Source organism: Robbsia andropogonis, assembly GCF_000970345.1.
GTDB lineage: Bacteria > Pseudomonadota > Gammaproteobacteria > Burkholderiales > Burkholderiaceae > Robbsia > Robbsia andropogonis.
In genome coordinates this window covers 1-26319 of record NZ_LAQU01000021.1, presented here as the reverse complement: position 1 = coordinate 26319, position 26319 = coordinate 1, and the positions used below count along the sequence as shown (strand labels likewise).

General features: G+C 55.8%; 27 protein-coding genes. 20 read left to right on the top strand and 7 right to left on the bottom strand.

Annotated features, from left to right (window positions below):
• Window positions 1–39 precede the first annotated feature (39 nt).
• The 14 genes from WM40_RS17820 to WM40_RS17755 all read left to right on the top strand — a co-directional run bounded on the left by WM40_RS17820 (window position 40) and on the right by WM40_RS17755 (window position 14100).
• The gene (locus tag WM40_RS17820) at window positions 40–957 is read left to right on the top strand and encodes an endo alpha-1,4 polygalactosaminidase (RefSeq protein ID WP_024904559.1); all 918 of its coding nucleotides are present in this window, start codon (window positions 40–42) and stop codon (window positions 955–957) included.
• Window positions 958–1363: 406 nt separating this feature from the next.
• Complete coding sequence (locus WM40_RS17815; RefSeq protein ID WP_024904558.1) at window positions 1364–1546, top strand: Flp family type IVb pilin; 183 nt, start codon at window positions 1364–1366, stop codon at window positions 1544–1546.
• Window positions 1547–1617: 71 nt separating this feature from the next.
• Window positions 1618–2160: an A24 family peptidase gene (locus WM40_RS17810; protein WP_157685841.1), complete on the top strand. Its 543-nt coding sequence runs from the start codon at window positions 1618–1620 to the stop codon at window positions 2158–2160.
• A gap of 19 nt (window positions 2161–2179) precedes the next feature.
• Window positions 2180–3166, top strand: coding sequence for a Flp pilus assembly protein CpaB (gene cpaB, locus WM40_RS17805; RefSeq protein ID WP_046153554.1), 987 nt, complete (start codon window positions 2180–2182; stop codon window positions 3164–3166).
• 387 nt (window positions 3167–3553) lie between these two features.
• Complete coding sequence (locus tag WM40_RS17800; protein WP_046153568.1) at window positions 3554–4879, top strand: type II and III secretion system protein family protein; 1326 nt, start codon at window positions 3554–3556, stop codon at window positions 4877–4879.
• 10 nt (window positions 4880–4889) lie between these two features.
• The gene (locus tag WM40_RS17795) at window positions 4890–5300 is read left to right on the top strand and encodes a CpaD family pilus assembly lipoprotein (RefSeq protein ID WP_046153567.1); all 411 of its coding nucleotides are present in this window, start codon (window positions 4890–4892) and stop codon (window positions 5298–5300) included.
• A 106-nt stretch (window positions 5301–5406) separates the two neighbouring features.
• The gene (locus tag WM40_RS17790; RefSeq protein ID WP_046153553.1) at window positions 5407–6630 is read left to right on the top strand and encodes an AAA family ATPase; all 1224 of its coding nucleotides are present in this window, start codon (window positions 5407–5409) and stop codon (window positions 6628–6630) included.
• On the top strand, window positions 6630–8201 hold the full coding sequence (locus WM40_RS17785; protein ID WP_236693578.1) for a CpaF family protein: 1572 nt from the start codon (window positions 6630–6632) through the stop codon (window positions 8199–8201). The genes WM40_RS17790 and WM40_RS17785 overlap by 1 nt, the downstream gene beginning before the upstream one ends.
• Window positions 8198–9181: a type II secretion system F family protein gene (locus WM40_RS17780; protein WP_046153552.1), complete on the top strand. Its 984-nt coding sequence runs from the start codon at window positions 8198–8200 to the stop codon at window positions 9179–9181. Before WM40_RS17785 ends, WM40_RS17780 begins: the two co-directional genes overlap by 4 nt.
• The gene (locus WM40_RS17775; protein ID WP_046153551.1) at window positions 9178–10146 is read left to right on the top strand and encodes a type II secretion system F family protein; all 969 of its coding nucleotides are present in this window, start codon (window positions 9178–9180) and stop codon (window positions 10144–10146) included. The genes WM40_RS17780 and WM40_RS17775 overlap by 4 nt, the downstream gene beginning before the upstream one ends.
• Window positions 10143–11069 carry a tetratricopeptide repeat protein gene (locus WM40_RS17770; RefSeq protein ID WP_096349197.1) on the top strand — a complete coding sequence of 309 codons (927 nt, stop codon included), beginning with the start codon at window positions 10143–10145 and terminating at the stop codon, window positions 11067–11069. Before WM40_RS17775 ends, WM40_RS17770 begins: the two co-directional genes overlap by 4 nt.
• Entirely contained in the window at window positions 11066–11581 is a 516-nt protein-coding gene (locus WM40_RS17765; protein ID WP_046153549.1) for a TadE/TadG family type IV pilus assembly protein, read from the top strand. Before WM40_RS17770 ends, WM40_RS17765 begins: the two co-directional genes overlap by 4 nt.
• Window positions 11578–12264: a TadE/TadG family type IV pilus assembly protein gene (locus WM40_RS17760; protein WP_024904547.1), complete on the top strand. Its 687-nt coding sequence runs from the start codon at window positions 11578–11580 to the stop codon at window positions 12262–12264. Before WM40_RS17765 ends, WM40_RS17760 begins: the two co-directional genes overlap by 4 nt.
• Before the next feature lie 3 nt (window positions 12265–12267).
• Entirely contained in the window at window positions 12268–14100 is a 1833-nt protein-coding gene (locus WM40_RS17755) for a vWA domain-containing protein (protein ID WP_052738389.1), read from the top strand.
• 87 nt (window positions 14101–14187) lie between these two features.
• On the opposite strand, the gene WM40_RS17750 is transcribed toward WM40_RS17755, so the two are convergent.
• Window positions 14188–14928, bottom strand: coding sequence for a TerC family protein (locus WM40_RS17750; RefSeq protein WP_024904545.1), 741 nt, complete (start codon window positions 14926–14928; stop codon window positions 14188–14190).
• A gap of 308 nt (window positions 14929–15236) precedes the next feature.
• On the opposite strand from WM40_RS17750, the gene WM40_RS17745 reads away from it, so the two are divergent.
• Window positions 15237–15407: a Flp family type IVb pilin gene (locus WM40_RS17745; RefSeq protein ID WP_024904544.1), complete on the top strand. Its 171-nt coding sequence runs from the start codon at window positions 15237–15239 to the stop codon at window positions 15405–15407.
• Window positions 15408–15452: 45 nt separating this feature from the next.
• Here the strand turns inward: WM40_RS17745 and WM40_RS17740 are convergent, their stop codons facing one another.
• The 3 genes from WM40_RS17740 to WM40_RS17730 form a co-directional block, all read right to left on the bottom strand.
• Entirely contained in the window at window positions 15453–16223 is a 771-nt protein-coding gene (locus WM40_RS17740) for an SDR family NAD(P)-dependent oxidoreductase (protein WP_024904543.1), read from the bottom strand.
• 72 nt (window positions 16224–16295) lie between these two features.
• Window positions 16296–17354, bottom strand: coding sequence for an L-rhamnose/proton symporter RhaT (gene rhaT, locus WM40_RS17735; protein WP_024904542.1), 1059 nt, complete (start codon window positions 17352–17354; stop codon window positions 16296–16298).
• Window positions 17355–17614: 260 nt separating this feature from the next.
• Complete coding sequence (locus WM40_RS17730; protein WP_046153548.1) at window positions 17615–18517, bottom strand: amidohydrolase family protein; 903 nt, start codon at window positions 18515–18517, stop codon at window positions 17615–17617.
• A 698-nt stretch (window positions 18518–19215) separates the two neighbouring features.
• On the opposite strand from WM40_RS17730, the gene WM40_RS17725 reads away from it, so the two are divergent.
• Both WM40_RS17725 and WM40_RS30225 read left to right on the top strand, forming a co-directional pair.
• Window positions 19216–19428: a hypothetical protein gene (locus WM40_RS17725; protein ID WP_024904540.1), complete on the top strand. Its 213-nt coding sequence runs from the start codon at window positions 19216–19218 to the stop codon at window positions 19426–19428.
• A 161-nt stretch (window positions 19429–19589) separates the two neighbouring features.
• The gene (locus WM40_RS30225; protein ID WP_236693577.1) at window positions 19590–19814 is read left to right on the top strand and encodes a hypothetical protein; all 225 of its coding nucleotides are present in this window, start codon (window positions 19590–19592) and stop codon (window positions 19812–19814) included.
• Window positions 19815–19828: 14 nt separating this feature from the next.
• Here WM40_RS30225 and WM40_RS17720 read toward each other — a convergent pair whose 3' ends face one another.
• Together WM40_RS17720 and WM40_RS17715 are read right to left on the bottom strand one after the other, a co-directional pair.
• The gene (locus tag WM40_RS17720; RefSeq protein WP_024904539.1) at window positions 19829–20695 is read right to left on the bottom strand and encodes an NADPH-dependent oxidoreductase; all 867 of its coding nucleotides are present in this window, start codon (window positions 20693–20695) and stop codon (window positions 19829–19831) included.
• Window positions 20696–20776: 81 nt separating this feature from the next.
• Window positions 20777–21676, bottom strand: coding sequence for a LysR family transcriptional regulator (locus WM40_RS17715; protein WP_046153547.1), 900 nt, complete (start codon window positions 21674–21676; stop codon window positions 20777–20779).
• Between the two features lie 225 nt (window positions 21677–21901).
• Here WM40_RS17715 and WM40_RS17710 point away from each other — a divergent pair, with 225 nt between their 5' ends.
• The 3 genes from WM40_RS17710 (at window position 21902) to WM40_RS17700 (ending at window position 25587) form a co-directional block, all read left to right on the top strand.
• A complete protein-coding gene (locus WM40_RS17710) occupies window positions 21902–23101 on the top strand; it encodes an alpha/beta fold hydrolase (protein WP_081765046.1) in 1200 nt (399 codons plus the stop codon).
• 48 nt (window positions 23102–23149) lie between these two features.
• A complete protein-coding gene (locus WM40_RS17705; RefSeq protein ID WP_046153545.1) occupies window positions 23150–24529 on the top strand; it encodes an MFS transporter in 1380 nt (459 codons plus the stop codon).
• Window positions 24530–24792: 263 nt separating this feature from the next.
• Complete coding sequence (locus tag WM40_RS17700) at window positions 24793–25587, top strand: hypothetical protein (protein WP_313905206.1); 795 nt, start codon at window positions 24793–24795, stop codon at window positions 25585–25587.
• 76 nt (window positions 25588–25663) lie between these two features.
• On the opposite strand, the gene WM40_RS17695 is transcribed toward WM40_RS17700, so the two are convergent.
• A partial coding sequence (locus WM40_RS17695; protein WP_046153544.1) for a GNAT family N-acetyltransferase occupies window positions 25664–26319 on the bottom strand: 656 nt, incomplete at its 5' end.

The window sequence follows — 26319 nt, the reverse complement described above, 5'->3', positions numbered from 1 at the left end:
TCCGTATGGCGCTGTTCTGTTCTGAAGGAGAATGAGTTGATGCCGTTGTATCGCAGCACCGCCACGTCACGTGGCATCGGACATATCGCCAATGTTGCCATGGCATTGCTTGCCGTGCTCTTTCCGGCGAAGTTCGCCACGGCCGATGCTAGCGCGCCGTTGCCATCAGTGGCGCTGTACTACGGTGTCACGCCGCCGATCGATGACCTCAGCCGCTTCGATATCGTCGTGTTGGACCCGGATGCGCAATTTGATCCGCGGACGCAATCCGTCGGCCATACAAAGTGGTATGCCTATGTAAGCGTTGGTGAGGTTCATCCAAATCGCAGTTACTACAAAGCTATTCCAAAATCGTGGCGACCATCTCAAAACAAGGCATGGGCGTCGGATGTCATCGACCAGACCGCCCCGGGTTGGCCAGCTTTCTTTGTCGACAAGGTCGTGACGCCACTCTGGAAGAAAGGCTATCGCGGTTTTTTCCTTGATACGCTGGATTCCTTCCAATTGATCGCCACCACTGATGCCGAGCGTGCCGCGCAGAAAGACGGACTCGAGCGAGTCGTGCGTCTGATGGCACGACGCTACCCGCAGGCCAAACTGATATTCAATCGTGGCTTCGAAATCTTGCCCGATGTGCATTCACTCGTGCAGATGGTCGCGTTCGAATCGTTGTATCAAGGATGGAACGCATCAGAAAAACGTTATGTGGCGGTACCCCAAAATGATCGTGACTGGCTGCTCGGGCAAGTGAATAAAATTCGTGAGCAATATAAAATACCTATTATCGCAATAGACTATTGTTCTATTGATAACGCTAATTGCAGGAAAGAAACGGTAATAAAAATTGTCCAGCTAGGTTTTATCCCTTATGTGACCGATGGTGGCTTGACAAGCGTTGGTTTGGGAGCCGAATCCGTCATCGAGCCGAACCCCGCCGTTTCTCCAATTCGTCAATAAAAGCCTGAAAAACCTCGCACTTAGCGCAATTGCCCGCGCGTGACCAAATATATACTCAAGTTCATCGGGGGTGGGCCGTTATCGAGTAGGTCAGTCCCGGTGAAATCGGTGTGACGCGTCGGAGACAGGTCGAGCAATAAGGGATATTAGGTAATTTTTGCGACATGGCGTCATGTTGCATAAAATTCACTTCCTTGGCGTAAGTGCTTGTATATAATGCGGTCGAATTCAACGTAACCATCAGAATACGTAAATTCTTCAGCAAATGTGTGCGCTGCATGTTGGTTTGCTGAAAAGCGATCGGGATAAATTACTGATCCTTTCGGCGATGCGGTACGGGTTGGTGTGACAGTGGCACCGAAAGGCTGCTCTATTCAAGTTGTATTTATTTATTGGGGAATCCCAGATGTCAAAGTTCTTCAAGGCTTTTGTTCGTGACGAGCGCGGTGTCAGTGCAATGGAATACGCAGTGCTGGCAGGTATCGTCGTTTTGGCGCTGGCAGGTATCGGCACCTCCTTCAAGACGCAAGTAAGCACGATGTTCGCCACGCTGTTCAGCAAGGCAAACACGACGCAGAGCGGCAGCTAATCGCTGGTTTGGCGCACACAGCATCCTTCTCGTCGGAGGAGGATGCCAACACGAGCACCCGGGGCGATATCGTGACAATTCAATTGGTCTCATCGGGTCTGCGGGTATTCGTGTTGGCAGGGTTGCTCTGGCTGGCCGTGTCGGATGTCAGGTATCGTCGTCTGGCCAATGCATGGGTCGTGGCGATTGGTGCTGCGTTTCTGATATTTGCAGCTTTGCAGCAGCTTGGATGGCATGCGTTCGGCATGCATCTGCTATCTGGTGGTGTCGCACTGCTAATCGGTTTGGCTTTATTCGCGTTGCGCGTATTGGGCGGCGGCGACGCAAAATTGTTGTCCGTCTTGTTTCTTTGGTCCGGCCCGCTTCTTGCCGCACCGATGCTGACCGTGATCTCGCTGACGGGGACCGTCGTGGGCATTTTGAGTTTCGCCACACGACGCCTCGAACCGGGCAAAGGGAGCGGCGTCGTACGCGTGCTGGCGTTGTTTTCGGCCGTCCGCGGTGTACCTTACGGGGTGGCGATAGCCTCCGGGGGAAGCTGCATGGTACTGTGGCCATGGATACTGCCTGGGCTTATGCCGTTGCTGATGACCCAGCAGTATCCGCTCCACTGACGCCCACGCTCAGGTTGTCATGTCGAATGTCATCAAGTTGTTGTTATTGCTGGTGGGCTCGGTCCTCGTGCTGTTCATTGCGAAGACGGTGATCTCGCTAAGCACGCGTGGTCCGGAGCAGGCGCCCCCCGAACCCAAAATTCGCGTCAGTGCCGCCGACTTGCCGCAAGGTTTGTTGCTGCGCGATGACGACCTCCAGTGGAAGAACGTTCCCGCCGATCGGGTACCATCCGATGCCATCATCCTTGGCGCGGCGGGCGCACCGGATTTGAAAGGCGCATTGCTGCGTCATGCCGTTGTCGCAGGCACGGTGCTCCATGCCGCCGATGTGATTCTCCCGAATGCCCCTGGCTTTCTTGCCGCGACGTTGAAGCCCGGCATGTTGGCGGTGTCGGTTGCCGTGGATGATGTGTCCGGCAATGCGGGGCTCATCGAACCCGGTGACTACGTCGATCTTCTCCTTACCCAGCAAGCACCGGATTACGATAACAGCGGCAATGCGCATTCGTATGTCAGCGAGACCGTCCTGCAGCATGTCCGCGTGTTGGCGTCCGGCTCGGAACTGGAGCGTCCCAAAAATCCGGATGGCAGTAGCGATCAACGGCGTTCCGCGCGAACGGTCACTTTGGAGGTCACGCCGCATATGAGTGAAGTGGTCTCCGTGGCGGGGCGCCTTGGCAGCTTGTCGTTGGCATTGCGTAGCTTTGCCACCACGAGTCGGGATAACCCTGGTTTGCTGGCGGCAAGCGGGCTGCAAGGTATCACGCCTGTCGGGCCGACGACCGATGCGCTGCCGCCGCCTGTATGGTCACGCGATGTGACGCGGGCGTTGCAAGCCCCGGCGCCGCCGCCGTCAGGGGCGCCTGCTAGCGTCGCACCCGTGCAACGCCCGGTCGTGATTTACCGCGGGTCGTCGGCGGGCACCGATACCGCGGTTGGATCGATGTCCGGTGGCGCAGGCACACCGCCGTTACCGCAGGGCATGATGACGCCCCGCGCGCAATGATGGGGTATCGCCAGCAGTCATGGGTCGCTTGGCGAGGTTATGCAGCACGGTATAGTGCGTGAAAGCAGCACCGCCGCATAGATATCCGCGCGGCTTCGCTGTCGGCTTGGCCAACCCGGCAGCCTTATTCGTGTCGGTAGGTCCGACACGCCGCTTTTCGAGACGCCGGTCTGGCGTCGGTCAGTCTGGATGTCATCTCACATGAGCAAGTCTTGTAATACGCATCGGATGGCCCCGTACTGCTTGCTCGCGCTGGCCAGCGCGAGCGTGTGGACGTTGCCGGTGCTTGCGGCGCCGGGTGTCACGATCATGAGTGGGACGGGCAGTACCGTCGATACCTCGTCGCCGGCACCCGTGGTTGGCAAGGGCGCAATCAACAGTCCGGGCATGGGCATCAATGCGGTGCCGGCCAAAGTGTTATCGCTGGAAGTGGGCAAGGGCGCGATGCTGACGTTGCCGGCCCCCGCTGCATCCGTTTTTGTCGTGGACCCGGCGATTGCGGACGTACAGGCCCCTACGGCGCGCAACCTGTTCGTGCTCGGCAAGAAATGGGGTACCACCACGGTGTATGTGATGGCTGCTGATGGACGGACGATCTTGGAGCGGGCCGTGCAAGTCGGACCGGCGCTCGACAGCTTGCGCGAGGTGCTTCGGACCCGTTTCCCGTCGATGCCGGTGCGAATGGATGTCACTGATGGTGCGATCATCTTGACGGGTTCCGCGCCCACTGCGTCGGATGCGGATGCTGTGGTGCAGGCAGTGAAGCAATACGCGAACAACACGACCAGTGTCGTGAATCGCATGACGGTCAGTCAATCGCAGCAAATCCAGTTGCGCGTGCGGATCACGGAAGTGGATCGTAATGTCACGCAGCAGTTGGGCATCAATTGGAACGCCTTCGGCACCGCGGCGGGAAAGTTTATTGGCGGAGTGTATAACGGACGGTCGATTTACGATTATTCGCAGACAGTCACGGGTCAGGCGGCAGGTACGTATCCTGTCACGATCCAGTCCGGCAACGTGTACTCGTTCCTTGGAGGATTCAAGGTGGGCAATACCGATATCGAAGGCGTGCTTGATGCGCTGAACGAGGAAGGGCTGATCTCCGTGCTGGCCGAGCCGAATCTGGTGGCGTTGTCGGGACAGACCGCGAGCTTTCTTGCCGGCGGCGAGTATCCGGTGCCGGTATCGGAGACGAACGGTGCGATCGGCGTGTCATTCAAGCAGTATGGCGTCAAACTCGATTTCACGCCGACCGTCCTCAATGATGGCCGAATCAGCCTGAAGGTTCGTCCCGAGGTCAGCCAGATCGATTCGACCGTGAGTGTGACGAGTAATTCGATCACGATTCCCGGACTCTCGGTGCGCCGCGCGGATACTACGGTGGAACTGGCGAGCGGCCAGAGTTTCGCGATCGCCGGTTTGTTGCAAGCGATGTCGAGCGATACGGTATCGCAGGTGCCAGGTTTGGGGTCGATTCCGATTATCGGCAAGCTATTCACGTCGAAGAAGTATACGAATAATAAGACCGAGTTAGTCATCACGGTCACCCCTTATCTGGCGAAGCCGACCGATCCGGGGCAATTGCGCAATCCACTCGACAGCTTGACCGGTATTCGTAATGACGCCGAGTACAGCATGGGCCGCGCGAGCGGCGCGTCACCGGATGACAACGCGCCGCGTCTGCGCGGCAGCGCCGGTTACGTGTATTGAGATGAAGATCATGAAGACTCCTACTTATACCGATTCCCGTACCCGGCGCGGAAGATCTCGTCGGGCACGGTTGTCGATCCTGGCCGCACTGCTGGTGTGCGGTTGCGCCGAGCCCCCGCTTGGGATGCGTGACGTCGACGTGATCGGCTATGACGGCAAGCACGCGGTTGCACCGGATTGCTCTCAATTGTCGGAGGATTCGGTGGTCTTCGGCGGCACGACACCGCGACCGAAGATGGCCTGGGGTTGTGCGACATATACGAATCTGGCCGCGCAATTGGCGCAGCCATCAGACTTGGTTGCCCCGCATGCCTTGACGCCTGCGGATGCAGCGGTTGCGGCAAGTGCGGTGCATCGGTATCAGAACGGCGCGGTCATGCCGTTGAAGGACAATAATTCGGTGAAACCGGGCGGGTCATAAGCCACGCCATGTCGCATGCCTGACCTTCCGGGGGCATGTAGCAGGCAAGGGTCGGGCTGTCCCTATTTCGGAATCGATCACTACTGTTTAAAAAGCGTTGCAAAAGATGAGTCCAGCTATTCCTGTTACCGGCAAAGCAAGCGCTGCACGCGTGGCGGACTTTGTCGCGTTCGTCTCCGACAAGGAAACGGAACAGGTATTACGGCGTTACGTGCTGGATCAGGCGTTACCGCATGTGCATGTCGCGATAGGGACGATCGATGAAGCCATCGCCTATCTCGCGAAGGTCGACAGATCGCCGATGTTGTTGATGATCGACCTGCATGGTTCGGCAATGCCGTTGTCTGATCTGATGCGATTGTCCGAGGTTTGCGAGCCGTCAGTGCAAGTGGTTGCATTGGGTGAGCGCAACGACGTCGGCCTTTATCGCAGCTTGCTGAAGATTGGATTACGTGATTATCTGGTCAAGCCGCTGACCGTCGAACTGCTTACTCGTACGTTCGACTTTTCTGAGGGGCGTGTGCGGGATGTCGCGTCGTCGCGCACCGGCAAGATCATCACCTTCACGGGTACTCGCGGTGGTGTGGGCGTGACAACGTTGGCCGTTGGCCTCGCCCGACATCTGTCCGGCCGCACGCACCGCCGTGTCGTTTACGTCGACCTCGACCTGCATGGTGGCGGTGCAAATGCGATGCTCGGCCTTAAAAGCAATGGTGGACTGGTTGATGTACTGGAAAACGCGCACCGACTGGACCCGCAATATGTCGAACGCACGTTGACGTCGAATCAAAATCGCTTGTTCATGCTGAGCGCCGAGCTGGATCTGGACAAGCAAGCGAATTTTGCGGGGCAGTCGTTGACACGGGTCTTGGAGTTGTTGAGCAACAGCTTTCACTATGTGCTCATGGACGCGCCGCGTACGCTGACGCCGCTGATCGAGGAAGCATTCGATCGATCGGCTCGCGTCTATGTGGTGTCGGACCGCACGGTGCATTCGGCACGCCAAACCGTGCGCTTGCTAAAGCATATCGAACAACGCGATCACAACCCGCAGACATCGGTGTTGGTCAACAATCCGAATGGCGCCGTGGCGGGAAAAGTGGATATCAGTGATCTGGATGCGGCGCTGGGACGTACTACGTTGCAGGAGTTCCGGTTCGAGCCGAAGACGCTGATGGTTGCGGAGAACCTGGGAGAGGCGCCGAAAGACGGTGGTGGCAGCCAGTTCAATCAGGCGATCACCACGTTGGCGAACGACTTGACTGGCCAGCGCACGGAAAAGACGCTCAGTTGGATGGACAAGATGAAAGGCAAGCTGAAGAGGGCGTGATGTTCGGACAGAGACGCGCGAAAGCGATTAATTTGGAGGCGCCGGAGTCCACCAGCATGGTGGACGAGACACTCGTTTCCGCTGAAATCGACGCATCGGCAACCGAGATGGCGACGCAGGCCATGCTGGCGCTTGCAACTTCGTCCAGCGCCATGACGCCAGCGATGGAAGCGCAATCCGTGATGCCGGTTCCCGTGAAGCCTGTTTCACCGCCAGCGGCGAGCGCGCCTGGCACTGGCGCCGCGACCAAGTTGGTCACTCCCCCCACTAGCGCCGCTTCGCAAACGCAGCCCGGCGAAGGCAATGCCGCACTGATCCGATCGGAAGAATATAAAGCTATCCGGCAGGGCGTTTTTGTTTCAATGAACGCTTCCGCTGCGGTGGGCCGCACGCGCGAGCAGATGCAGCCGGTTGTCGATCAACTCGTTGCGACCATCGCGCAGCGTGAGCAACTGAATATCACGATGACCGAGCAGCGCCAGATTGTTGGCGAATTGCTCAACGATATGTTCGGGCTCGGCCCGATCGAGCCATTGCTTGCTGACGAAGCTGTGACCGACATCATGGTGAATGGCCCCGACCAGATTTATGTCGAGCGGGGTGGCAAGCTCGAGCTGAGTCCGTATAAATTCCGAGACAACAGCCATGTCGTGACGGTTGCGCAGCGGATTGCCGCGAACGTCGGGCGTCGCGTGGACGAAAGCAGTCCCATGGTGGACGCTCGCCTCGCCGACGGCAGCCGGGTCAACGTGGTGCTGCCGCCCTTGGCGATTCATGGGGCTTGTATCTCGATTCGTAAGTTCTCGAAGCGCAACATTACGTTGTTCCGAATGGCGCAACAAGGCAACTTGTCCGAAGGAATGGCGAATGTCTTGAAATTGGCAAGTACCTGTCGGCTCAATATCTTGATTTCCGGCGGTACCGGGTCCGGGAAAACAACACTGCTCAACGCACTGTCGCATTTCATCGGTCTCGGTGAGCGGACGTTGACCATCGAGGATGCAGCTGAACTGCAATTGGTGCAACCCCACGTGGTCAGTCTGGAGACGCGGCCAGAGAATACAGAAGGTCTCGGTGCGGTAAATCAACGCGATCTTGTAAAGAACGCGCTGCGGATGCGGCCGGACAGAATTATTCTGGGTGAAACCCGGGGCGCGGAAGCGTTCGACGTGCTGCAGGCCATGAACACGGGGCACGATGGCTCGATGACGACGATCCACGCGAACTCACCACGTGACGCCATCACGCGTCTCGAAAGCATGGTGATGATGGCGAATGGCAACTTGCCGCTACTGTCGATTCGTCGCCAGATCGCCAGTGCTGTCCATATGATTCTGCAGGTTGAGCGGATGCGTGACGGGATGCGTCGGGTTACGCGACTCACCGAAATTGTCGGTATGGAGGGTGACGTGATCATCACGCAAGATCTGTTTGCATTCAAGTACGATGCGTCCGCATACAGCGAGGAAGTGAAGGGGACGTTCGAGTGCGCGGCGATTCGCCCGGCGTTCATGCCACGCGCGGCATATTACGGTTTGGAACAGGCGCTGATGGATGCGATGCGCGCATGACGCTCGATACGATCATCCCGCTGCTTGCTGCGCTGCTGACGTTCATTGTCGGCGCGATGGTGCTGTTGTTACAGGACTTGCGCAAGCAACTACCCGATGCCCGCATCCGGCAGCGGGTGGAAGGCGAATTCGGCATCGAGAAGGAAAAATCGAGGCGTTCCAGGAAACCAAAACAGGACGAAGTGCTGTTCACCGTCGACAGGCCGGAAGAGGGTTTGTGGGCAACGTACATGACGCCAAAACTGATCCGTTTATCGACGGTGGCCGGAAAGAATGGCCTGAAGATCATTTTCGGTGTGGCAATAATCGTTCTTGTCGAGTCGTTGATCGCCGCGAAGCTCGTACCGATTCCAGGCTGGGTGCGTGTGATATCGGTCGTCGTGGAGATGCCGTTGGCGGTGATTGCAACCTATCGTATGCTGGTGGAGCGATTCCGTCGTCGGTTCCTAGAAGCGTTTCCGGATGCCATCGATACGATTCTCCGTGCAGTTCGCGCCGGTGTTCCCGTCACGCAGGTGATCGCCACCGTGGCGGATGAATCGCCGGCGCCGCTGAGCGGCGAGTTCCGCATCATGGCGGACTCATTGCAAGTGGGGCGTGATATCACGGACGTGTTGGAGACGGCGACACGCCGTATTGAAATAGCCGATTTTGCGTTCTTCTGCGTGTGCCTGACATTGCAGCGTGAAACAGGCGGTCAGTTGGGCGAGACGTTGGATAATCTCGCCAACATCGTCCGTACGCGCCGCGAAATCCGACAGAAGACCAAGGCGCTGACCGGTGAAGCGCGAATCACGACCAAGATCCTTATTGCATTGCCCTTCGCGGTGATGGGTGGGATGTACTTCCTTAACTACGATTACCTGCTCGTGCTCTTCACCACGGAGTCCGGACACAAGCTGCTGAGCGCCGCCGCTATCGCGATGATCTTTGGTGTGATCGTCATTACGAAGATGTCGAAATTGGATACCTCGCGATGAAACATGAACTCGATATCTTGATTAATTTGTCGATCATGCTTGCCGGTTTTCTTGCATTGGCTGTGTGGTGGATGGTGAAGCATGGTAGTGCGCGTAGCCGCATCGGAGAACGCGCGCGACTGGCCGCAATCGATCAACAAGACGAGAACGCATTGGCGGTCCTCGAGGACGAACATGCCGGGGGATCAGGGCGCTTTAGCGGATTGGCGCGTCGCCTCGCCACGTTTGGCGACAAGATGCCGTTGTTCGACGCAAAGACCCGTGCGAAATTGCAAGGCACGGTCCTGAAAGCCGGCATGCGGAGTCGGAACGCGGTGTCGATCGTGTTGGCGATCAAATTCTCGTTTGGCGTCATTGTTGCCGTGACGACTATCTTGATGGGGTCCCGCTTGCCACTCGTCGGCAGCTTTCCCGCTGCGCGGGGCGTGGCGATGCTCGGCGCGTTCATGGTTGGCATGATCCTCCCCGAATACGTCTTGATGTGGATTGGAGCACGTCGCATGAAGGCGATTTCCGGTTATTTGCCGGATGCGCTGGACTTGCTGGTGATTTGTACGAATGCCGGTAATAGCTTTGTATTGAGCTTGCGCCGTGTTGCCGATGAAATGACCAATATCTGCCCGCCGCTGGCGCAAGAGTTTGCCTTGACGGCCGACGAGCTGAAATTGTCCGGGGATACGGCCACGGCACTTCATGCCTTGGGAAAACGTGTGGATCTGCCTTCGATCAAAGCATTGATCGGGACATTGATTCAGTCGATGCGTTACGGGACGCCGATTACACAAGCGCTACGGACACTTTCGCGTACCGAGCGTCTGGCCCATATCGTGAATCTTGAAGAGAAGGCTGCGAAACTGGCGCCAAAGATGGTGTTACCGATGTTGGTTTTTATTTTGCCCGCAGTGGTCGTGATTTCGGCTGGCCCCGCGGTTATCCAGTTGCTCTCCTATGTGAATCAGCAATGAGCCAGAAACCCTCGATGCCGTGGTTGTCTCCTCTGCCGCGAAAGTGCTCTCGGCCGCTCTGGTTGATTGTCGGATGTGCATTCCTGATCGCAACGAGCGCTTGCACGACGCAAATGACGGTGCATGCCTCGGGAACGGCGTCAGGACCGCTGAAGTCGCAGGCAACACCGGCCGAAGAAGTACGGATTGCGAAAATTGCGCTGGCGCACGGCGATATGCAGATGGCGCGCACGATTTACGAACGGCTTGTCGCCAATAATCCGGATTCGGTCGAAGGGCTGGTGGGGCTGGGTGACACGCTGTATGCCGTCGGTGATTTCACGCGAGCGGCGGTGCTGTACGAACATGCGCATCAACTTGCCCCGAATGAGCTTGAGCCGATTGTCGATCTCGGACGCATAGCAATTCGTCAACGTAAGTTCGACGAAGCGATTCGGATGTATCGCTTGGCGCTGACGATGTCCCCGAATAATTCCGCGGCCGCCGCGGGTCTGGGTACCGCGTTGGACATGAGCGGTGATCATGCCGGGGCGCAAGCCGTTTTACGGCAAGCACTCGTTGCAAATCCCGGTGACCCTTATTTGGCGACAAACCTTGGTATGTCGTTACTGAGCGGGGGCGATCCAAAGGCCGCGACCGTTGTGCTATTGGACGTTACACGCTTTCCCGCGGCGCCACCGCAGGCGAAAGATGACCTGGCGCTGGCTTACGCCATGCTGGGTGATGACAAAGTGGCAACGGAACTTTTGACACAACAGAACATGTCGCGGGAAGACGTCAACAATAACTTGAAGTACTACGAATATCTGCGCACTCATCGTGGCTATCACAGCGCGGCATCGCCGGACGGGCAGTCTGGCGTGATTTCCGCACCGTTGACGCAACTGCGTGGTCCCTTGACTGATACGCGGGATATGAAATGAGGTCTTCTTGCCACCGGTTTGGCGTCGTGCCACGTCTGCGCGATCTCGTTAGCAAGTTTGCTCGCGAGGAGCGCGGTGTTACGGCTATCGAGTTTGCGGTGGCTGCGCCATTCATGATGCTGGTCGTACTGGCGTCGTTCGAAATCAGTTTCGACATGATGATGGACGCGACTCTCCAGACAGCAACCCAGCAAGCCGGGCGGGCTGGCATGACTACAACGGTGCCAGCGAACAGCACGCGTGACGCGCAAACCCTGGCGGTACTGAATCGCGTTATGGGACCTTGGTTGAAGCTGCCCGGCACGACAATGTCTTACTCCACCGTCTCGTATTCTAGCTATGGCGCGGCGAGCGCAGGGACAGGAGGCACGTCGGGTAGCCAAGGTACGTACGGCGATATTGTCGTGTATTCGGTCACGTTGACTACTACAGGGATGACCGGGATATTGAAAGTATTCGGTATCAATACCCTGACTTTCTCGCGTAAGTTCATGGTGCAGAACGAAAAATGACCCATTTCTCCATTGAAAGGCGGCAGGCGGATGTCCTGCGCATCGGGGCCAGGGGACGTCGCGTGAGGCGTGGGTCGCTGTTGGAGCGCGGCGCCGCGTCGCTCGAACTTGCCATCATCATGCCACTTATGCTGATGGTGCTGTTGGGCTTTCTCGACATTTATAATTTCATGCGGACCCAGAGTACGGTCGAACACACGGCCTTTATGTTGGCCGATTCACTGTCGATGATGACGACTGTGTTCAATGACACCGGGACAACCAACGCGAATGCCCTCGGATCGGTATGGAACGCTGCTAATTTGATCGCCCAGCCACTCGCACTGTCGACAAATGGTGGCGTGATCATCACTTCCGTATGTGACAGTCCACTTTGTACCTCTACGACACCCAATACCGCTACGACGGCGGGCACCCCCAAGATCTGGTGGCAGGCATCGGCACCATGGAACACATCCAAGGCGGTGACCAAGGAAACGACGTCGACGATTCTGCCGACGTATTGGCCATTCCGCAGTGGCGATTCGGCAATCGTCGTTGAAGTGTTCTATGTCTACGATCCGTTCCCGCTGGTGCGCGGCTTCTGGCCTTCGGCACCGGGGAAAACGACTTTGTACAAGCGCGTATACGCCAGGCCGCGTACGAATGTGCCCCTGCCACTGAAAGACCAAAGTCTGGAGTAAGCCATGAAGACAGTCTTCGCTCCAGCACCGGTGCTGCGTGACACGACATCGGGTAGTATTGCACCGCAATCCACATGGGTGGCGGACGAAGGTGGCGCCGTCACCCTGATGTTTGCCGTGATGGGTGGCATGCTCGTGCTGGCGATGACCGGAATGGTGTCGCTGATCGAGTATGGCTGGAGTCAGTCGCGAACGCAAAACGCCATCGACGTCGCATCTATCGCGACGGCGTTATCGGCTAGAAAGACCTCGCTTACTACGGCACAACTGCAAGCGGATGCGGCAAATTACTATAAAGCCAACGCCCAAGGAGATGGCGCCGACTCCTCTATCCCGGCATCGAATTTTGTCCTCACAATCAGTGGGACGCCGTCAACCCAGCAGACCTTCTCACTGAAGGTAACGGGCACCGTCGGGTTGATTGCGCCCAATGCAGTCACGAGTGCGTTTGGTTTGCAAGGTAGTTCGGTTATCGGCACGAGTTCCACTTCCGGCTCGACCGCGAATCTGACGGTAACGAACACCGTCGTCAGCATCCCGCAAAGTACGCTTGAACTGGTCATGGTCCTCGATAACACGGGATCGATGGCACAAGCAGCGGCCACTGGCTCAAGCGCGAGCAAGATGGATGGCCTGAAGGCCGCCGCGAACACGTTGATCGCTAATCTATTGACGTCCACTTCGACGAATACGTACATTGGCCTCGTACCCTTCGCTAGCACCGTCAACGTGAAGGGTGCATTGTCTACCAGCGGGTCTTGGTTGTCGCAGACGTTCAGCTACAACAGCAACGGCGTGAACATGGCTAACTGGGGCGGTTGCGTGGCTGAACCGCGGACAGCATCGACCAAGTATCTGTACCCGCAGGCCTATACACCGAATTCGTCGACGAAGTTTACGCCTTATTACTACAACGTTCCACCTAGCGGTCTGACAACACGTGACTACTCCCGTTCAATCGGGCGAAATGGTATTAGCAACGGTACCTTGTGTACCAATACCTTCAACGCATCGACTGTGTATGGTCTGCCAATAGGCGGTTCCATAACGTTGTCCAACGGGGTGCCCAACTATTGTGGGTTTTCTGGGGACGCTGTTGGCAATGGCATTACGTATTACTGGGATACTTCATCGTCGTACAACCTTTACGATGAATCAGTGTCTCAGAATACGGACTGTATTTCTCAGCCTGTGACGTTCCTGACCAGTAACTCGAACACATTGAAGACAGCGATCAGCAACATGACGCCTAATGGTTCGACCATTATTCCGGTCGGTGTGCTGTGGGGCTGGCGCATGCTTTCGTCCACCTGGTCGCAAGCGATTGCCGGTTCCGGAAATGGGTGGGTGAACACCGATACAAGTTTCCCTAAGCCGGAAACGACAACCGGCCTGCAACGGGTAATGATCGTGTTGACTGATGGCGAAAACGATGTAGGGGTGCAATACCTTACACCGAATGATCTCTATTTCAACGGTCTATCGGGTGTGGGTGACGGAACATTGACTGCCCCAACAGTGGTCCGGAATGACGGCACGACGCTCTCCAACGGTCGGATGGATTCGATCGAGCTGCATAACAACACGTTGCAATCGGGCGGTGACGGCTGGCCGGACGATATCAATACCTTCCAGCTAGCCGCGTGTACGGCGATCAAGAATAGCGGCATTACGATCTATGCCATCACGTTTGGATCGGTGTCAAACGTGGCTCAGGCGACCATGCAAAGTTGTGCCACCAGCGGCAACTACTATCACGCACCAGATAACGCTTCATTGAATACGATCTTCAACCAGATCGCAGGTAACCTGGGAATATTGCGCCTGACGCAGTAATCGTCGAAAGGCTTTTGCGCTTGCGCATTGGCGCGCCACGGTGCAGTAAGATTACTCGCTTGTGTGATAAAGATGCGCTGTAATTGGCTAATGTCCGTGGAGACGTTGTATCCATCGCAACGTCTCCTGGAACCAGGAATCCGCGACGGCTACGCTGATGCCGGCCCATGCAAGGAGCACCGCGCCGCCCCAGGTCAGCCAGCGCGATCGATTGAGCACAGGGGCGATCGCGACAGCACTTGTCAGCACCAACGGGATACTGATGGCGACAGCGGTGGCGGCATACAAGAGTCCCATGATCGATACCGAGAGAGTGGATGCGCCGGAGCCTATGGTGTCTTGAAAAACGGGCGTGAGCACCATGTTCGCGCCCTGCAGCGCGTGAATTGCCGCAGCGAGTGCAATAACGTTGTCGATACTTAATGACGCATCGACAAAGGCAATGGTCCCGGCGATACGCCACTGATTCCTTGTAGGGCGGATGACGGGGATCGAGTCCGCCACGGGTTCGCGATGTGGGCGGTGCTCCACAACGAGGCGATAGGCAAGGTAGCAGAGGTAGATACCCGCAAAAAACGACAGGTGTGGTACCAGCGTCAACGCTTGCGCAGCCGTTAGCATTGTCACCCGTAATAGAAATGCACTGATACAAGCGCGCACCAGCACGCGACGGCGTTGGCCACGGGGTATCGACGCACATACCGGAGCGATACCAACAATATTGTTTAGTCCGAGCGTGATGTCGAGAATAAGCAATTGGAGGATCAGGCTCCACTGGACGCCTGCAAATGCGAAATGATACGCATCGGCCTGCGACGGGAAATTCATAAGCGAAAGGGAATGTGACAAGGAGTAAATCAGACCGTACCGCATTTTGCCGGGCACTGGGTTAATTGTGCAAGGCGATCATTCCCAAAAATGGCGCATATTGCCAAACAGCGGCCGAGAATGCGTTGCGGCGTAACATCGACCGCTGCACGATCTAAAATTACATTTGCTTACACTGTAGGGCGAGTTCGGTATAATCCGTCGAACGCCGGACTTTTCGAAACGAAGTCTAACACCCGTTTTTCCGGGGCGTTTATTATCTTCCCGAGTCGTTGGGTAACGTGGGCTTTGCTCCCTGGAATGGCGTCATGTCGAAGTTTCTAAAATTGTTCGTCCGTGACGAACGCGGCATCAGCGCAATTGAATATACCTTGCTAGCTGGAATCGCCGTGATGGCGCTCGTTGGTCTGGGTACGAACTATAGGACGACAATCGCGGGCCTGATTTCCAATCTGTTCACGTTTGTACGGAACAGCTGAGCGCACTTTGTGCGCTGAAAGGCCATATTGGCACGTTTTTCTGTTTTATTGCAAATTCACAAAACACCCGCCGTCCACCAAGAGGGATGCGCCCGTAACATAGCGCGCCATATCGGAGGCCAGGAAAACGATTGGTCCTGCCAGATCTTCCGGTTCTCCCAGGCGCCCAAGCGGCGTTCGCTGGATCATTCTTTCTCGTTTCTCCACGTCGCTCAGATCCTCTTTATTGATATCGGTGGCGATTGTGCCTGGTAGCACCGCATTACAGCGAATGCCGTAAGGGCCGAGCGCGATGGCGCAGGATTGCATCAGGGACAGCAGACCGGCTTTCGTCGGCGTGTAATGCGTTTGCATACCGCCGCCGACCAAGGCACTGATCGAGCTGACGGCAATGATTGCACCGCCTCGCCCTTGCTGTTTCATCTGTTTTGCCGCTGCCTGTACGGCGAAGTAGGCACCGCTCATATTCGTGTCTACCGTTTTCAGATAAATCTCGCGTGGCATATCGAGAAATGAATGAAATGGGCAGATTCCGGCATTGTTTACGAACACATCGACACTACCAAATGCATCCACGGCTGCGTCGACCAGACGGTCGCCGGTACCGAGATCGGCCGCATCGGAACCAACCTCAACGGCGCGAGCGCCAATGGCGGTAATGTCGTCGATCAATGAAGCTGCGGCGCGTTTGCCGCCATCGCTGCCGCTATGGCCTATTACGACCATCGCGCCTTGGCGTGCGCACTCCAATGCGGCAGCACGGCCAATGCCGCGCGATGCGCCGGTGATGATGACTGTTTTGTCTTTGAGAAGCATCGCAACTCCTTAATGCGTAAGCAAACAGGGTAACTGCCTGATACGGGGGTACTACCTACCATGCTATTGCCATCAACTCAGGTAGTTGCCGTAACCGACCATGCAGATGGAGCCGAGAATGACGGCTATGCCGAACATCAGGACCCTTTGCGTGCGCCGACTTGTGCCACGCCATTCGCGGAAAACCAGGCCCCACAGGTTCGAGACGATGATGATGAATGACATGTGTAGCACCCATGAGCTGGCGTCGTTATGCATTCGGCTCGCGCCCATCCCATAAAAGAAGAACTGCAAGAACCACAGTGTTCCCGCGCAAGCCGCCAATACGTAATTGGCAAGTAAAGGTGTTTGACGGTTCCTATAATCGCTGAAGCTTTTGTTGCGAACGTTCAGGAAGGCGCACCAGATTGCGTTTGTGGTCAACCCTCCCCACATGATCACCATGAACGTAACGTTGTTCTGAAATAAACTGTTTGCGCCGTGCGCGATTGCCGCATCGGCAAGGGGTTTGCCGGAGGAGATGCCGTAGCTGAAGCAGGCACTCAGGATGCCTGAAATCAATGCGACAATCATGCCTTTGATCAGGGCGAATTCGGCGACGCTTTCAAACTTTGTTTCGTCCGGGACTTCTTTTTCCTTGATTGCGCCGGCACGTCCACATAAGGCAATGCCGAGCAAAGATACCGCGACGCCAAACAAGACCCATTGCCCACCAATGGAATGAAACATGGCGGTCAAGGTGCCATGTCGCTCGGACGTAAACAAGTCGCGGTACAGTGGCGGCATCAATGCGCCCAAGGCCGACGTCAGTCCGAGCACTATCGACATACCCAGCGATAAGCCAAGGTAGCGCATCGTGAGGCCAAATGTTAAACCACCAAATCCCCATAGTACACCGAACAAATATGTCCATAGCAATGTGCCGCTATCTGCATCCCGAATGATCTGTGTGAAATCCGGGACCGTCAATGTGGCTGCGATGTATGGTACGACCAACCATGAAAATAGGCCGCCGACAATCCAGTAGCTCTCCCAGGACCATCCTCTGATTTTTTTATAAGGGATATAAAAACTGCCTGATGCGAAGCCGCCGATGAAATGCAGCAGCACGCCGAGAAATATAACTTCCATCTGTCTCCTACTTTTTTATGGAGAGTCGCACCAGGCGGCCCCTGCCAGCCAGGGTTCAGTACCGTCTGCGGTGGCGCGATGTCCCGTCTCGGATCGGCCAAGCGTACGCCCGCCGATTCGTAAGAGGAGTCTAATCGACGGTGACTTGTATCTTCCAATCACAAAAATATGGAAACCGATCCGAAAATGTTATCGATGGATGTCTAACGAAAACGGGGGATGTTTGGCTCACGTTTTTGTCGAGGGATAGATCGCGTTGGCTAACGCGGTTCGGTCTTACGGGATGTAAGCTTGTAAGTGCGCTCGGCGTTATCTGCGAAGAACTTTCGGCACGCCTCCCTGGTTCGTTGCAGCATCAGTTGCTTTGTAAGCGTCACGGTATTGTCAAATGACGCCAGTGCATTGCTGTTAGGCCAATCACTGCCGAACATTACCCGGTCTTCACCGAAACAGTCGAACAGGTCATCAAAGCGCGTCTGGTAACCGGTAACGTCCAAATTCGTCTTTCCATCTACTTGCTTTGGAATTTCTGATAATTTTGCAAACACAGTGGGGCGGTCAGCGAGTTCCAGGAGGTCGTGTTCGTAACTCGTACGCTCCTTTTCAGGAACGTTTGCATTGGGCAGGTGATCGACAATGACGGTTAAATCCGGAACGGCATCGGTTGCATGCAATAACGCCTTGATCAACTTCGGATCTGGGTTGGCGCTATCGAATGCATATCCACCGGCCGCCAGCGTGCGCAAGGCTGCGACGCAGTGTGGGCGTTGCAGATCGTTTAGTGGATCACGCCCCCAAAGATTGCCATAACGAATACCGAGGAAGTGCGGTAGTTGCAGCAGTTCGCCGAGCCTTTGGCAGGGTGACATATCGCGAAGATCGAGATTACCAACGAAGCCCGCCATTTCGACGCCATTGTTGATAAGTCCAGTCCGGGCGCCTTGAATGATTCGAGAAAGCCAGAGATTGTCGTCATACCATGGACTTGCTTCAATAACGATTGCGCGTTGGATTCTGTGCGACGCGGCAAGCGGACCGTAGTGTTCGGGCAGGCTGGGGTGAAAACGCACATCGCCTGGCTCTGGCCACGGAATACCTTGGGGACGACGTGTGTCAAATAGATGAATATGTGAATCTACGACTGGACCGTCGTATAACGTCATGCTTGTCTCCACCTTGATTCCTTTATTTCATCATACGCTTTTGCGTTTTCTACATGTGGATTGAGGGGTTGATCTTAGGCAGGTTCGATTTTTACATCGGCTGATCTATTTTTAGACGCGTATCGATAAACGCGCTAATGGCAGCAAATATCAGGCGCTGCCCGTTCAAGAGAGAGCGTAGCGACATGACAGCGCAGAGATTGTCTTATCTGAAATCTGTTTGATCGGCACATGGTTCCTCGTGCTGTTGAAGCTGCCCAAGCGCCGCAATCGAATCGTATAAGCGGTCAAGATCCAAAGACGGAGGAAAGCACGTGCGGTTTGCTTGCCGGCTCATTTGAAAGCTGATCACGGCTTTTAGTACGGGCGTCGCTATTCGTTTTTCGCTGTAACTTATGCAACTAACAGACTTTATTGAGCGACATAAAAATATGGACGACCTATCGCTAATGCATGCGACGACGCTGTGCATGTAAGAGGTTCGGCAGGCATCGCACGGAGCGGCAACGCAGCGCGCTGCGTTATCAATGACAGGGGACATCTGAGGTCAGATCGCTGTATGCATTGTGGCTTGACATCAATGAGTCATTTTTGGAAGACAGCGACGCCGCAGTTGTATCGGTCGTGTTTATCCGCGCGCGCGTTGTGGACGTCGCGACCAAAAATGGGTACCGGAACGTGAAGGAATTGATCACAGCGTGCTGATTGTTGACGGGCAGAGCGGGACGGCCTTTGCTTTCGCATTGCAACGCGCGGGCATTGATCGGGACAGCATTGTCGACGCGGCGCCGAACGCAAGCCTCACAGGTGTCTGGTTGCCTCGCGTCCGAATGAAGAAGTTGCGAACGCCAAAGATCTTGGTTGGGCGTGAGGGCGCAATAGCAGAGTTGGGCTTTCAAGCATGGCACTAAGCGCGACATAGCGAGGCTGCATATAACGCCTTAGATCGCGCGACGCGTCAGGATTGGGCCGAATACTTGGCGTGGTACCGTACGTTTTTGGATATTCCCGTACGTTACGCTACACGGGTGTAGGGAGTGCGCACAAATACCTCGAAAAAACACCGGGCATGGTGCCTTATTTAAAACACATCCATGTCTACAACCCAGCTGGATTTGTAAGTGGTGGTGTTCCCATCGGTGACGTGCCGAGTATGCGAAGAGATATTCCCGCAATCGTTCGCCGTATCAGTCGGGATCTGTTTTTAGCAGATATCGAGAAACATACGCAGCGCTTGGCGTTGGATGTGCCAAGCGATTTCGAATTTGCAGACTATGCGGCGCGTGTATGGCAATGAAAATATCGGCCGGCCTAAACCAGAGGCACGCCAAGTTTCGCCAGTGCCTGTCGCAGACGATCCCGACCTTTCAATGCGGAAATAGGGCCTAAGCGACCCAGAATCAACTGGCTCCATGATTGCGGCGGCAAACCCTGCTCGTCGCGGAACGCTGCCGTTGCCCTGTCGTGGTCGGCAATAGCAGTGTGTTGGTCTGGCTGGTATCGCTCCCTATGCAGTACGGCACGCTGCGGCAAACGCGGCTTCACGGCGGTTTGCACGGCAGGGTCTGGATGGCCCACGACAAGCCCCGCGACGGCCCATGCGCGCTGCGGCAAACCGAGCAAGGCCGCAACGCGTTCCGGATCATTGCGTAGTGCACCGATATAGACGGTGCCAAGCCCTAACGATTCCGCTGCGGTAAGCGCGTTTTGCGCCGCGAGAGCGGCATCGACGATGGCGACAATCGCCGTTTCAGTGAAGTCGAGCGACTGGAGCTTCTGGCCTGCAGCGGCACCAATCGCGTCGGCGCGGGCCAGGTCTGCAATCCAGACCAGGATCAATGGCGCATCCACGATATGACGCTGATTACCGGCAACCTCTGAAAGTTGCGCGCGTGTTACGGGGTCCGTGACTGCGACAACACTCCACGCTTGTACATTCGATGAAGTCGGTGCCGATGATGCTGCCGCAACGAGTGCTTCTATCGTGCCTTCAGGTAAGGGAGTTGAAAGAAAGCTTCGTATAGATCGATGTTGCAACAGCAAAGAAAGTGTTTCGTTCCACTGTTGAGTGGGTAATGCCTCACGGTATCGCTGGAAGTACATGGACCGGATGGATTCCGGCGTGACGTCGGCGGAACGATGGGCATGCGCTTGCGCGCTGTTTGAATGATCGGTCATCGGGAAGGCTCCTTGCTATTGTGACGATATTATGCCGTGCTCTTTCCCAATAGGTTTTGTAGGGGTTAAGAACGTTTGTACTTATCGATATTTCCTGGCTTTTTCACGAAGGAGTTCCGCGACCTTTGCGGCGGCCTCGTTCGCTTGGTCACGAAGCGTTGCCATATGAAGCGGCGCTCCGATCCGCGAATCGGCCGCGAATGGCCGATAGACCACTCCATGTTGGCCATATCGTTGCATCGACGCCGGTACCAATGTGATGCCCAAGCCAGCCGCGACTTGGTTGATGGCCGCGCCCATTCGAGGCACTTCCTGAAGGACCCTTGGCTCGAAGCCCTGCAATTGGCACGCGGCGATGAAATCCGCGTACAGGCCCGGTGCTCCGGGTCGACGCACCAGCACGAAGCCTTCGCCACGCAACGCTTCCAACGTGATGTCATTGTCGTTGGCGCAGCGATGGGCTTCCGGCAGAACAACGACCATTTCTTCATCAACCAATGGAGTGAATACAATCTCATCCGGCGTATTGGTCGGTTTTCTGAGAATGGCTACCTGTACGCGATTAAGCAGCATGCGTTCGATAATCTCGGCTGCATTGAGTTCTAGCAGATCGACCGTGACGTCTTTATATTGCTGACGAAACAGACGGACGGTGGACAAAGACAGCGGATGAAATGTCGCGGAGCTTGTCATCGCCATCGTGACCTGGCCCAACTCGCCTTGCGCAATCCGGCCAGCTTTGCGCACGGCGCGATCGAGCATTACAAGAATATCCCGGACATCTCCTTCCAATGAGACGGCAGCCGGGGTAGGCTCTGCGCCTCGCGGTAAGCGGGAGAATAGGGAAAACCCGAGTTCCGCTTCAAGCGCCTTGATTTGTTGTGAAAGGGGCGGCTGCTCGATGAACAGGCGCGAGGCGGCGCGCGTGAACTGTTTTTCTTCAGCCACTGCAAGAAAGTATCGTAGCTGCCTTAATTCCATGAAGTGACTCCCAAATCCCGAAGAAGGAACTTGCATGCCTTTGGTATATGGACATTGCTGTCATATAAATATCATATGGCAGGTGCCATTTTTATGTATTTTACATCCGGCATCCAGGTTTCTAAGATGATGTTGTTCCTCGATATGCATGAGGCATCGTAAAGATCGCGCGCTGCGGCTATAAGTAATCGCGGGGATGGAAAAATCGATAAAAAGGGAGACGGCATGTGGCATTGGAAAGTTCACGCTCGTAAGCGGTTGCATGCGAAATGTCCTTTTATTGCCCGTCATGTGGCGGCGTGGGCGGCAGCACTCGCCTTGAGCGGTCCTTATGTTGCCGGTTCATCGGCGTTGGCAGCGTCCCGGGATGCGCATCAATCGCATTTGCGGCCCGTCCAAGCCGTTTCCCATACCACGCTGACCGTCGCGGGCGGAGCGCTGGCCTATTACGCGTCGGAGGATTTGCAGCAGCCGCAGCCAAACATCCGGCGCGCGATTATCGTGATCCACGGCAAGCTGCGCAATGCTGACCAATACTACGCGAACATGCATGAGGAGGCGGCGCAGGTGGAGGGCACGTCGGCCTCTCGTGAAATCTTGGTTATCGCGCCGCAATTCCTGTCAATGCTGGACACGGCACCGAATCACGTTGCGCCTGATGTGCTGCGTTGGCGGGGGAATGGGTGGATGGCCGGTGAACCTGCGGTGGCGCCCTCACCGGTGAGTTCATATGCCGCCTTGGATGCATTTCTTAAAATATTATCCGATCGATCACGTTTTCCACAGTTGCGGGAGGTCGTGTTGGCCGGTCATTCGGGGGGCGCCCAGGTGGTACAGCGCTACGCGTTTGCGTCGCAGGCCGCGGCCGCACTGACGCGGCAAGGGATTCCCGTCCGTTTTCTTGTTGCCAGCCCATCGAGCTATCTGTATTTCGATGAAAAGCGTCCGGTAAGCACACCGGATGTGTCAGCGCCCAGTCCTTCGGAGGTAGCGGCAGGCTATGAGAAGACAGCGCCGTTGTCCGTGAATTTCGAACCGTTTGACGGCGCGCATTGCCCAAATTTTAACGACTGGAAATACGGCACGAATGCGCTATCGCCGTATGTTCGGGATCAGTGGGCACAGACAAAAGAGGGCGCGGAAAAGCGCGAGCAAGCGTATATGCGGCTTGACCTGACCTATCTGGTGGGCGGTAACGATGACGATCCGCAGCAAAGCGCATTGGACAAGAGTTGCGCCGCGGAGGCGCAAGGGCCGCAGCGCGTCGCGCGTGCGGCAGCATATCAAGCCTATTTGCATCAACGGGACAATTTGACGGTAGCGCAACCGTTCTACATTGTGCCGGGTGTCGGCCATAACGAATCAAGGATGTTCAAATCGGTATGCGCGCGCCATGTACTTTTCGGTACGGCGGGATGTGATTGAAAGCAATAGAACGATAGAAGCCCAATATGGCAGCACGGAGACAAGAAGATGAACGACACCATCGATACCGGGACACTTGACTCAGCTCCCTCCATGCTGACCCGACGGCAGATTCAGCGCGCAATTGTGACGTCGGTTATCGGAAACGGGCTGGAATGGTTCGATTTCCTCGCCTATGGTTATTTTGCAAAAACCATCGCGAATGTGTTTTTCCCGAGTGCAAATGGTTTTGTCTCACTCGCGTTGACATTGGCGACGTTTGCCATTGGATTCATTGTGCGGCCGTTGGGAGGCGTATTGTTCGGTCTATATGCCGACCGATGCGGTCGGACACGTGCGATGTCCGTGCTGATCATGATGATGGCCACGGGCACATTCCTGATGGGCATCACACCGGGTTATACATCGATCGGTCTGGCGGCGCCGCTGATTATCGTTTTTGCACGATTGATTCAGGGGCTGGCGGTTGGCGGACAGTTCGCGACGGCATCCGCAATGCTGGTAGAGTTCGCGCCGCCCGGCAAGAAGATGTTTTATGGCAGTTTCAATATGGCGTCACAGGCATTGGCGTTACTGCTGTCATCTGGGTGCGGCTGGCTGTTGACCACGGGTCTGTCGCACGATGCGTTGATCGCATGGGGCTGGCGTGTGCCGTTCCTGCTTGGCTCGTTGGTCGGACCATTGGGCTTTTATATTAGGCATCGCGTGGACGAGTCGCCGGAATTTCTCGCGTTGCAGGCTCAAAGCGCTTCCCATCCTCGATCGAAAATGACGGTCGGTCAATTTTTTCGAGAAAATGGTGATGCTGCATTGTGCGCGATGGGCGTGATCATCGTTGGCGCTGCTACAAACTATATATGGCATTCCTATATACCTGTATATGCCGAGCGTGAATTGCACCTGCCTTTGTCGTCCGCCCTGGTCGGCGCTTTCGTATCGGGCTTCATGAATTTGTTTCTGTATCCCCTGGCGGGAAAGCTTGCGGATCGCTTCGGCGGGTATCGATTGTTCTATCCAGTCGTATTGTGCTGGGCCGCGTGCGTCTACCCACTATTCTGGTTTGTAGTGTCCGCACCGTCTCCAGGGCGTTTAATGTTCGCGCAGGTTGTTTCCACGGTGTTTTTGGCAGCGATGTCGGGTTCCCATCCAGGTATGCTGGCTATGATCTTTCCTGTTCGCTCTCGTTCCACCGGCGTTGCGTTGTCGTACAACATTGCCGTTACGTTGTTTGGCGGGCTTGCGCCGCTGAGTGTCGCTACACTAATAAACTGGACTGGTAGCGCAATGATGCCGGCTTTCTATATCATTTTCGCGGCGGTCGTGTCGCTGGGGCTGGTGCATTTCACGCGTACCGGAAAAGGCGCGTTGCGTGTCGACCAAGGGCATTCGATCGACTTTTCTGCAAAAACGGAAATTGCTTCCCGATGACCGCTCATTCCGATATGTTTTCCAACGCATTAGATCGTAATGATGAACGCGCTCCCAACGAACGTCCGGTAGAAACGGTTGCAAGGTCCTTCTTGACAGTGGACGCAACGCATTGTGTGCCTGTTTACGCCTCGTCGGCGTGGTCGTCTTGCGCCGTCGCGTCGACCGTCGACACGGCTTTGATTATCCTGCATGGTCGGCTACGTAACGCGGATGCGTACTACGCCTCCGCGTTACGTGCAGTAAAAGCTGCTGGACGATCATTGGATAATACGGTTGTGGTCGTGCCGCAATATCTTGCGCATGCTGACATCGAACGACATAACTTACCGAGCAATGTTCTGCATTGGGAATGGACAAGCTGGATGGGCGGGGATACATCGCTTGGCCCGGTTCCGGTCAGTTCCTTTGAAGTGCTGGACGCGATCGTGGAACAGATTGCAACGGCCGGGCGCTTTCCATCGTTGCGACAAGTTATTATTGCGGGCCATTCCGGCGGCGCGCAGGTGGTGCATCGATATGCCGTCGTTACCCGTGTCGGGGCAGTTCTGGCGACGCATCGTCTGCGTGCACGGTTTGTGATAGCAAATCCGTCGTCTTATGTATATTTTGACGACCAAAGGCCATGCGCCGATGGCGTGTTCGTGCCATTCGATGCGTCACGCTGCCCTGCGTTCAATCATTGGAAGTATGGTCCGAAGGCCGTCCCGAAGTACATCGGTGATCGCGACTTTGCCTTATTGGAACGCGAATATATGCGTCGCGATGTCTGGTATCTTCTAGGAGAGCATGATTGTTCTCCGACACATCCTGCGCTTGATGTATCCTGCGCAGCCATGGCACAAGGTCCACATCGGTTAGCGCGTGGACAATACTATTTTCGATATCTTCAGAGACGACATGCGAATACACGTGCCGGCATCACCGATACGATGGCAAGTCCAGACGATGCCCGGCAAATAGCGCATCATCTGAAGGTCGTGCCCGGCGTCGGACATGATGGAGACAGCATGTTGACGTCGGAAGAAGGTGTCGCGGCGTTGTTTGGTGATCTATAAGAACGTGTATCGACGGTTGCAATACTTCGCTGACAAGGCTGCTCGATTCAACCCGGATGAGATGAAAGTGCTGAGTTCACGCGAGAACAAGGTTTTTTTCCAATACAACAAAGTTGAGATCGTCACGTAGCGGTGTGCCAAATCGATTATCGTCGTAAGGGAATTCCCATCTTTCACCCGTATCACGATATCCGCGCCGTTCATACCATTCGATCAACTTATCGCGCACATTCACGACCGTCATTTGGACCAGGGTACCCCCGTGCTCCAGAACCCACTGTTCGGCGCAATAGAGCAAGGCTTGGCCCAGACCACGGTTCTGCTGTTGTGGATCGACGGTCAGCGAGCCGAGATACCAGATGTCCTTTTCCCGCGGTTCAAGCCATACACACCCTTTTAACGGCATCCCAGGACAGTCACGCCATGTTAAAAGCGACCCGGTTGGGCTATCGCGTATCTCCGTGCGGAGTAATACCTCGCTCGTGCGATCTCCGGAGATGTATGCCGCTTCGGTTGCCCAGTTGGATTCGGAGCCCGATCCACGATAGGCTTGGTTCATCATCAAGACAATTGTCGGGATGTCGCTTTCGTTCGCGGGTGTTAATTGGCGCGCGGCGATCTGTCGTGATCGCTCTTCGAGCGATAGATCGGCAAGTGCCTTTTCGATGGTCGAGAGCTGATTCAGCAACGGGCCCGACAGACCATCGGCGACTTGTTTGACCGCGGCTTCCA

Excerpts from the sequence above, each read along its gene's own strand:
- WM40_RS17785 (WP_236693578.1), top strand. The coding sequence starts at position 6,630 with ATGTTCGGACAGAGACGCGCGAAAGCGATTAATTTGGAGGCGCCGGAG.
- WM40_RS17800 (WP_046153568.1), top strand. The coding sequence starts at position 3,554 with ATGGGCATCAATGCGGTGCCGGCCAAAGTGTTATCGCTGGAAGTGGGC.
- WM40_RS17755 (WP_052738389.1), top strand. The coding sequence starts at position 12,268 with ATGAAGACAGTCTTCGCTCCAGCACCGGTGCTGCGTGACACGACATCG.
- WM40_RS17740 (WP_024904543.1), bottom strand. The coding sequence starts at position 16,223 with ATGCTTCTCAAAGACAAAACAGTCATCATCACCGGCGCATCGCGCGGC.
- WM40_RS17770 (WP_096349197.1), top strand. The coding sequence starts at position 10,143 with ATGAGCCAGAAACCCTCGATGCCGTGGTTGTCTCCTCTGCCGCGAAAG.
- WM40_RS17815 (WP_024904558.1), top strand. The coding sequence starts at position 1,364 with ATGTCAAAGTTCTTCAAGGCTTTTGTTCGTGACGAGCGCGGTGTCAGT.
- rhaT (WP_024904542.1), bottom strand. The coding sequence starts at position 17,354 with ATGGAAGTTATATTTCTCGGCGTGCTGCTGCATTTCATCGGCGGCTTC.
- WM40_RS17705 (WP_046153545.1), top strand. The coding sequence starts at position 23,150 with ATGAACGACACCATCGATACCGGGACACTTGACTCAGCTCCCTCCATG.
- cpaB (WP_046153554.1), top strand. The coding sequence starts at position 2,180 with ATGTCGAATGTCATCAAGTTGTTGTTATTGCTGGTGGGCTCGGTCCTC.
- WM40_RS17775 (WP_046153551.1), top strand. The coding sequence starts at position 9,178 with ATGAAACATGAACTCGATATCTTGATTAATTTGTCGATCATGCTTGCC.
- WM40_RS17760 (WP_024904547.1), top strand. The coding sequence starts at position 11,578 with ATGACCCATTTCTCCATTGAAAGGCGGCAGGCGGATGTCCTGCGCATC.
- WM40_RS17820 (WP_024904559.1), top strand. The coding sequence starts at position 40 with ATGCCGTTGTATCGCAGCACCGCCACGTCACGTGGCATCGGACATATC.
- WM40_RS17780 (WP_046153552.1), top strand. The coding sequence starts at position 8,198 with ATGACGCTCGATACGATCATCCCGCTGCTTGCTGCGCTGCTGACGTTC.
- WM40_RS17715 (WP_046153547.1), bottom strand. The coding sequence starts at position 21,676 with ATGGAATTAAGGCAGCTACGATACTTTCTTGCAGTGGCTGAAGAAAAA.
- WM40_RS17790 (WP_046153553.1), top strand. The coding sequence starts at position 5,407 with ATGAGTCCAGCTATTCCTGTTACCGGCAAAGCAAGCGCTGCACGCGTG.
- WM40_RS17750 (WP_024904545.1), bottom strand. The coding sequence starts at position 14,928 with ATGAATTTCCCGTCGCAGGCCGATGCGTATCATTTCGCATTTGCAGGC.
- WM40_RS17795 (WP_046153567.1), top strand. The coding sequence starts at position 4,890 with ATGAAGACTCCTACTTATACCGATTCCCGTACCCGGCGCGGAAGATCT.
- WM40_RS17720 (WP_024904539.1), bottom strand. The coding sequence starts at position 20,695 with ATGACCGATCATTCAAACAGCGCGCAAGCGCATGCCCATCGTTCCGCC.
- WM40_RS17710 (WP_081765046.1), top strand. The coding sequence starts at position 21,902 with ATGTGGCATTGGAAAGTTCACGCTCGTAAGCGGTTGCATGCGAAATGT.
- WM40_RS17730 (WP_046153548.1), bottom strand. The coding sequence starts at position 18,517 with ATGACGTTATACGACGGTCCAGTCGTAGATTCACATATTCATCTATTT.
- WM40_RS17745 (WP_024904544.1), top strand. The coding sequence starts at position 15,237 with ATGTCGAAGTTTCTAAAATTGTTCGTCCGTGACGAACGCGGCATCAGC.
- WM40_RS17765 (WP_046153549.1), top strand. The coding sequence starts at position 11,066 with ATGAGGTCTTCTTGCCACCGGTTTGGCGTCGTGCCACGTCTGCGCGAT.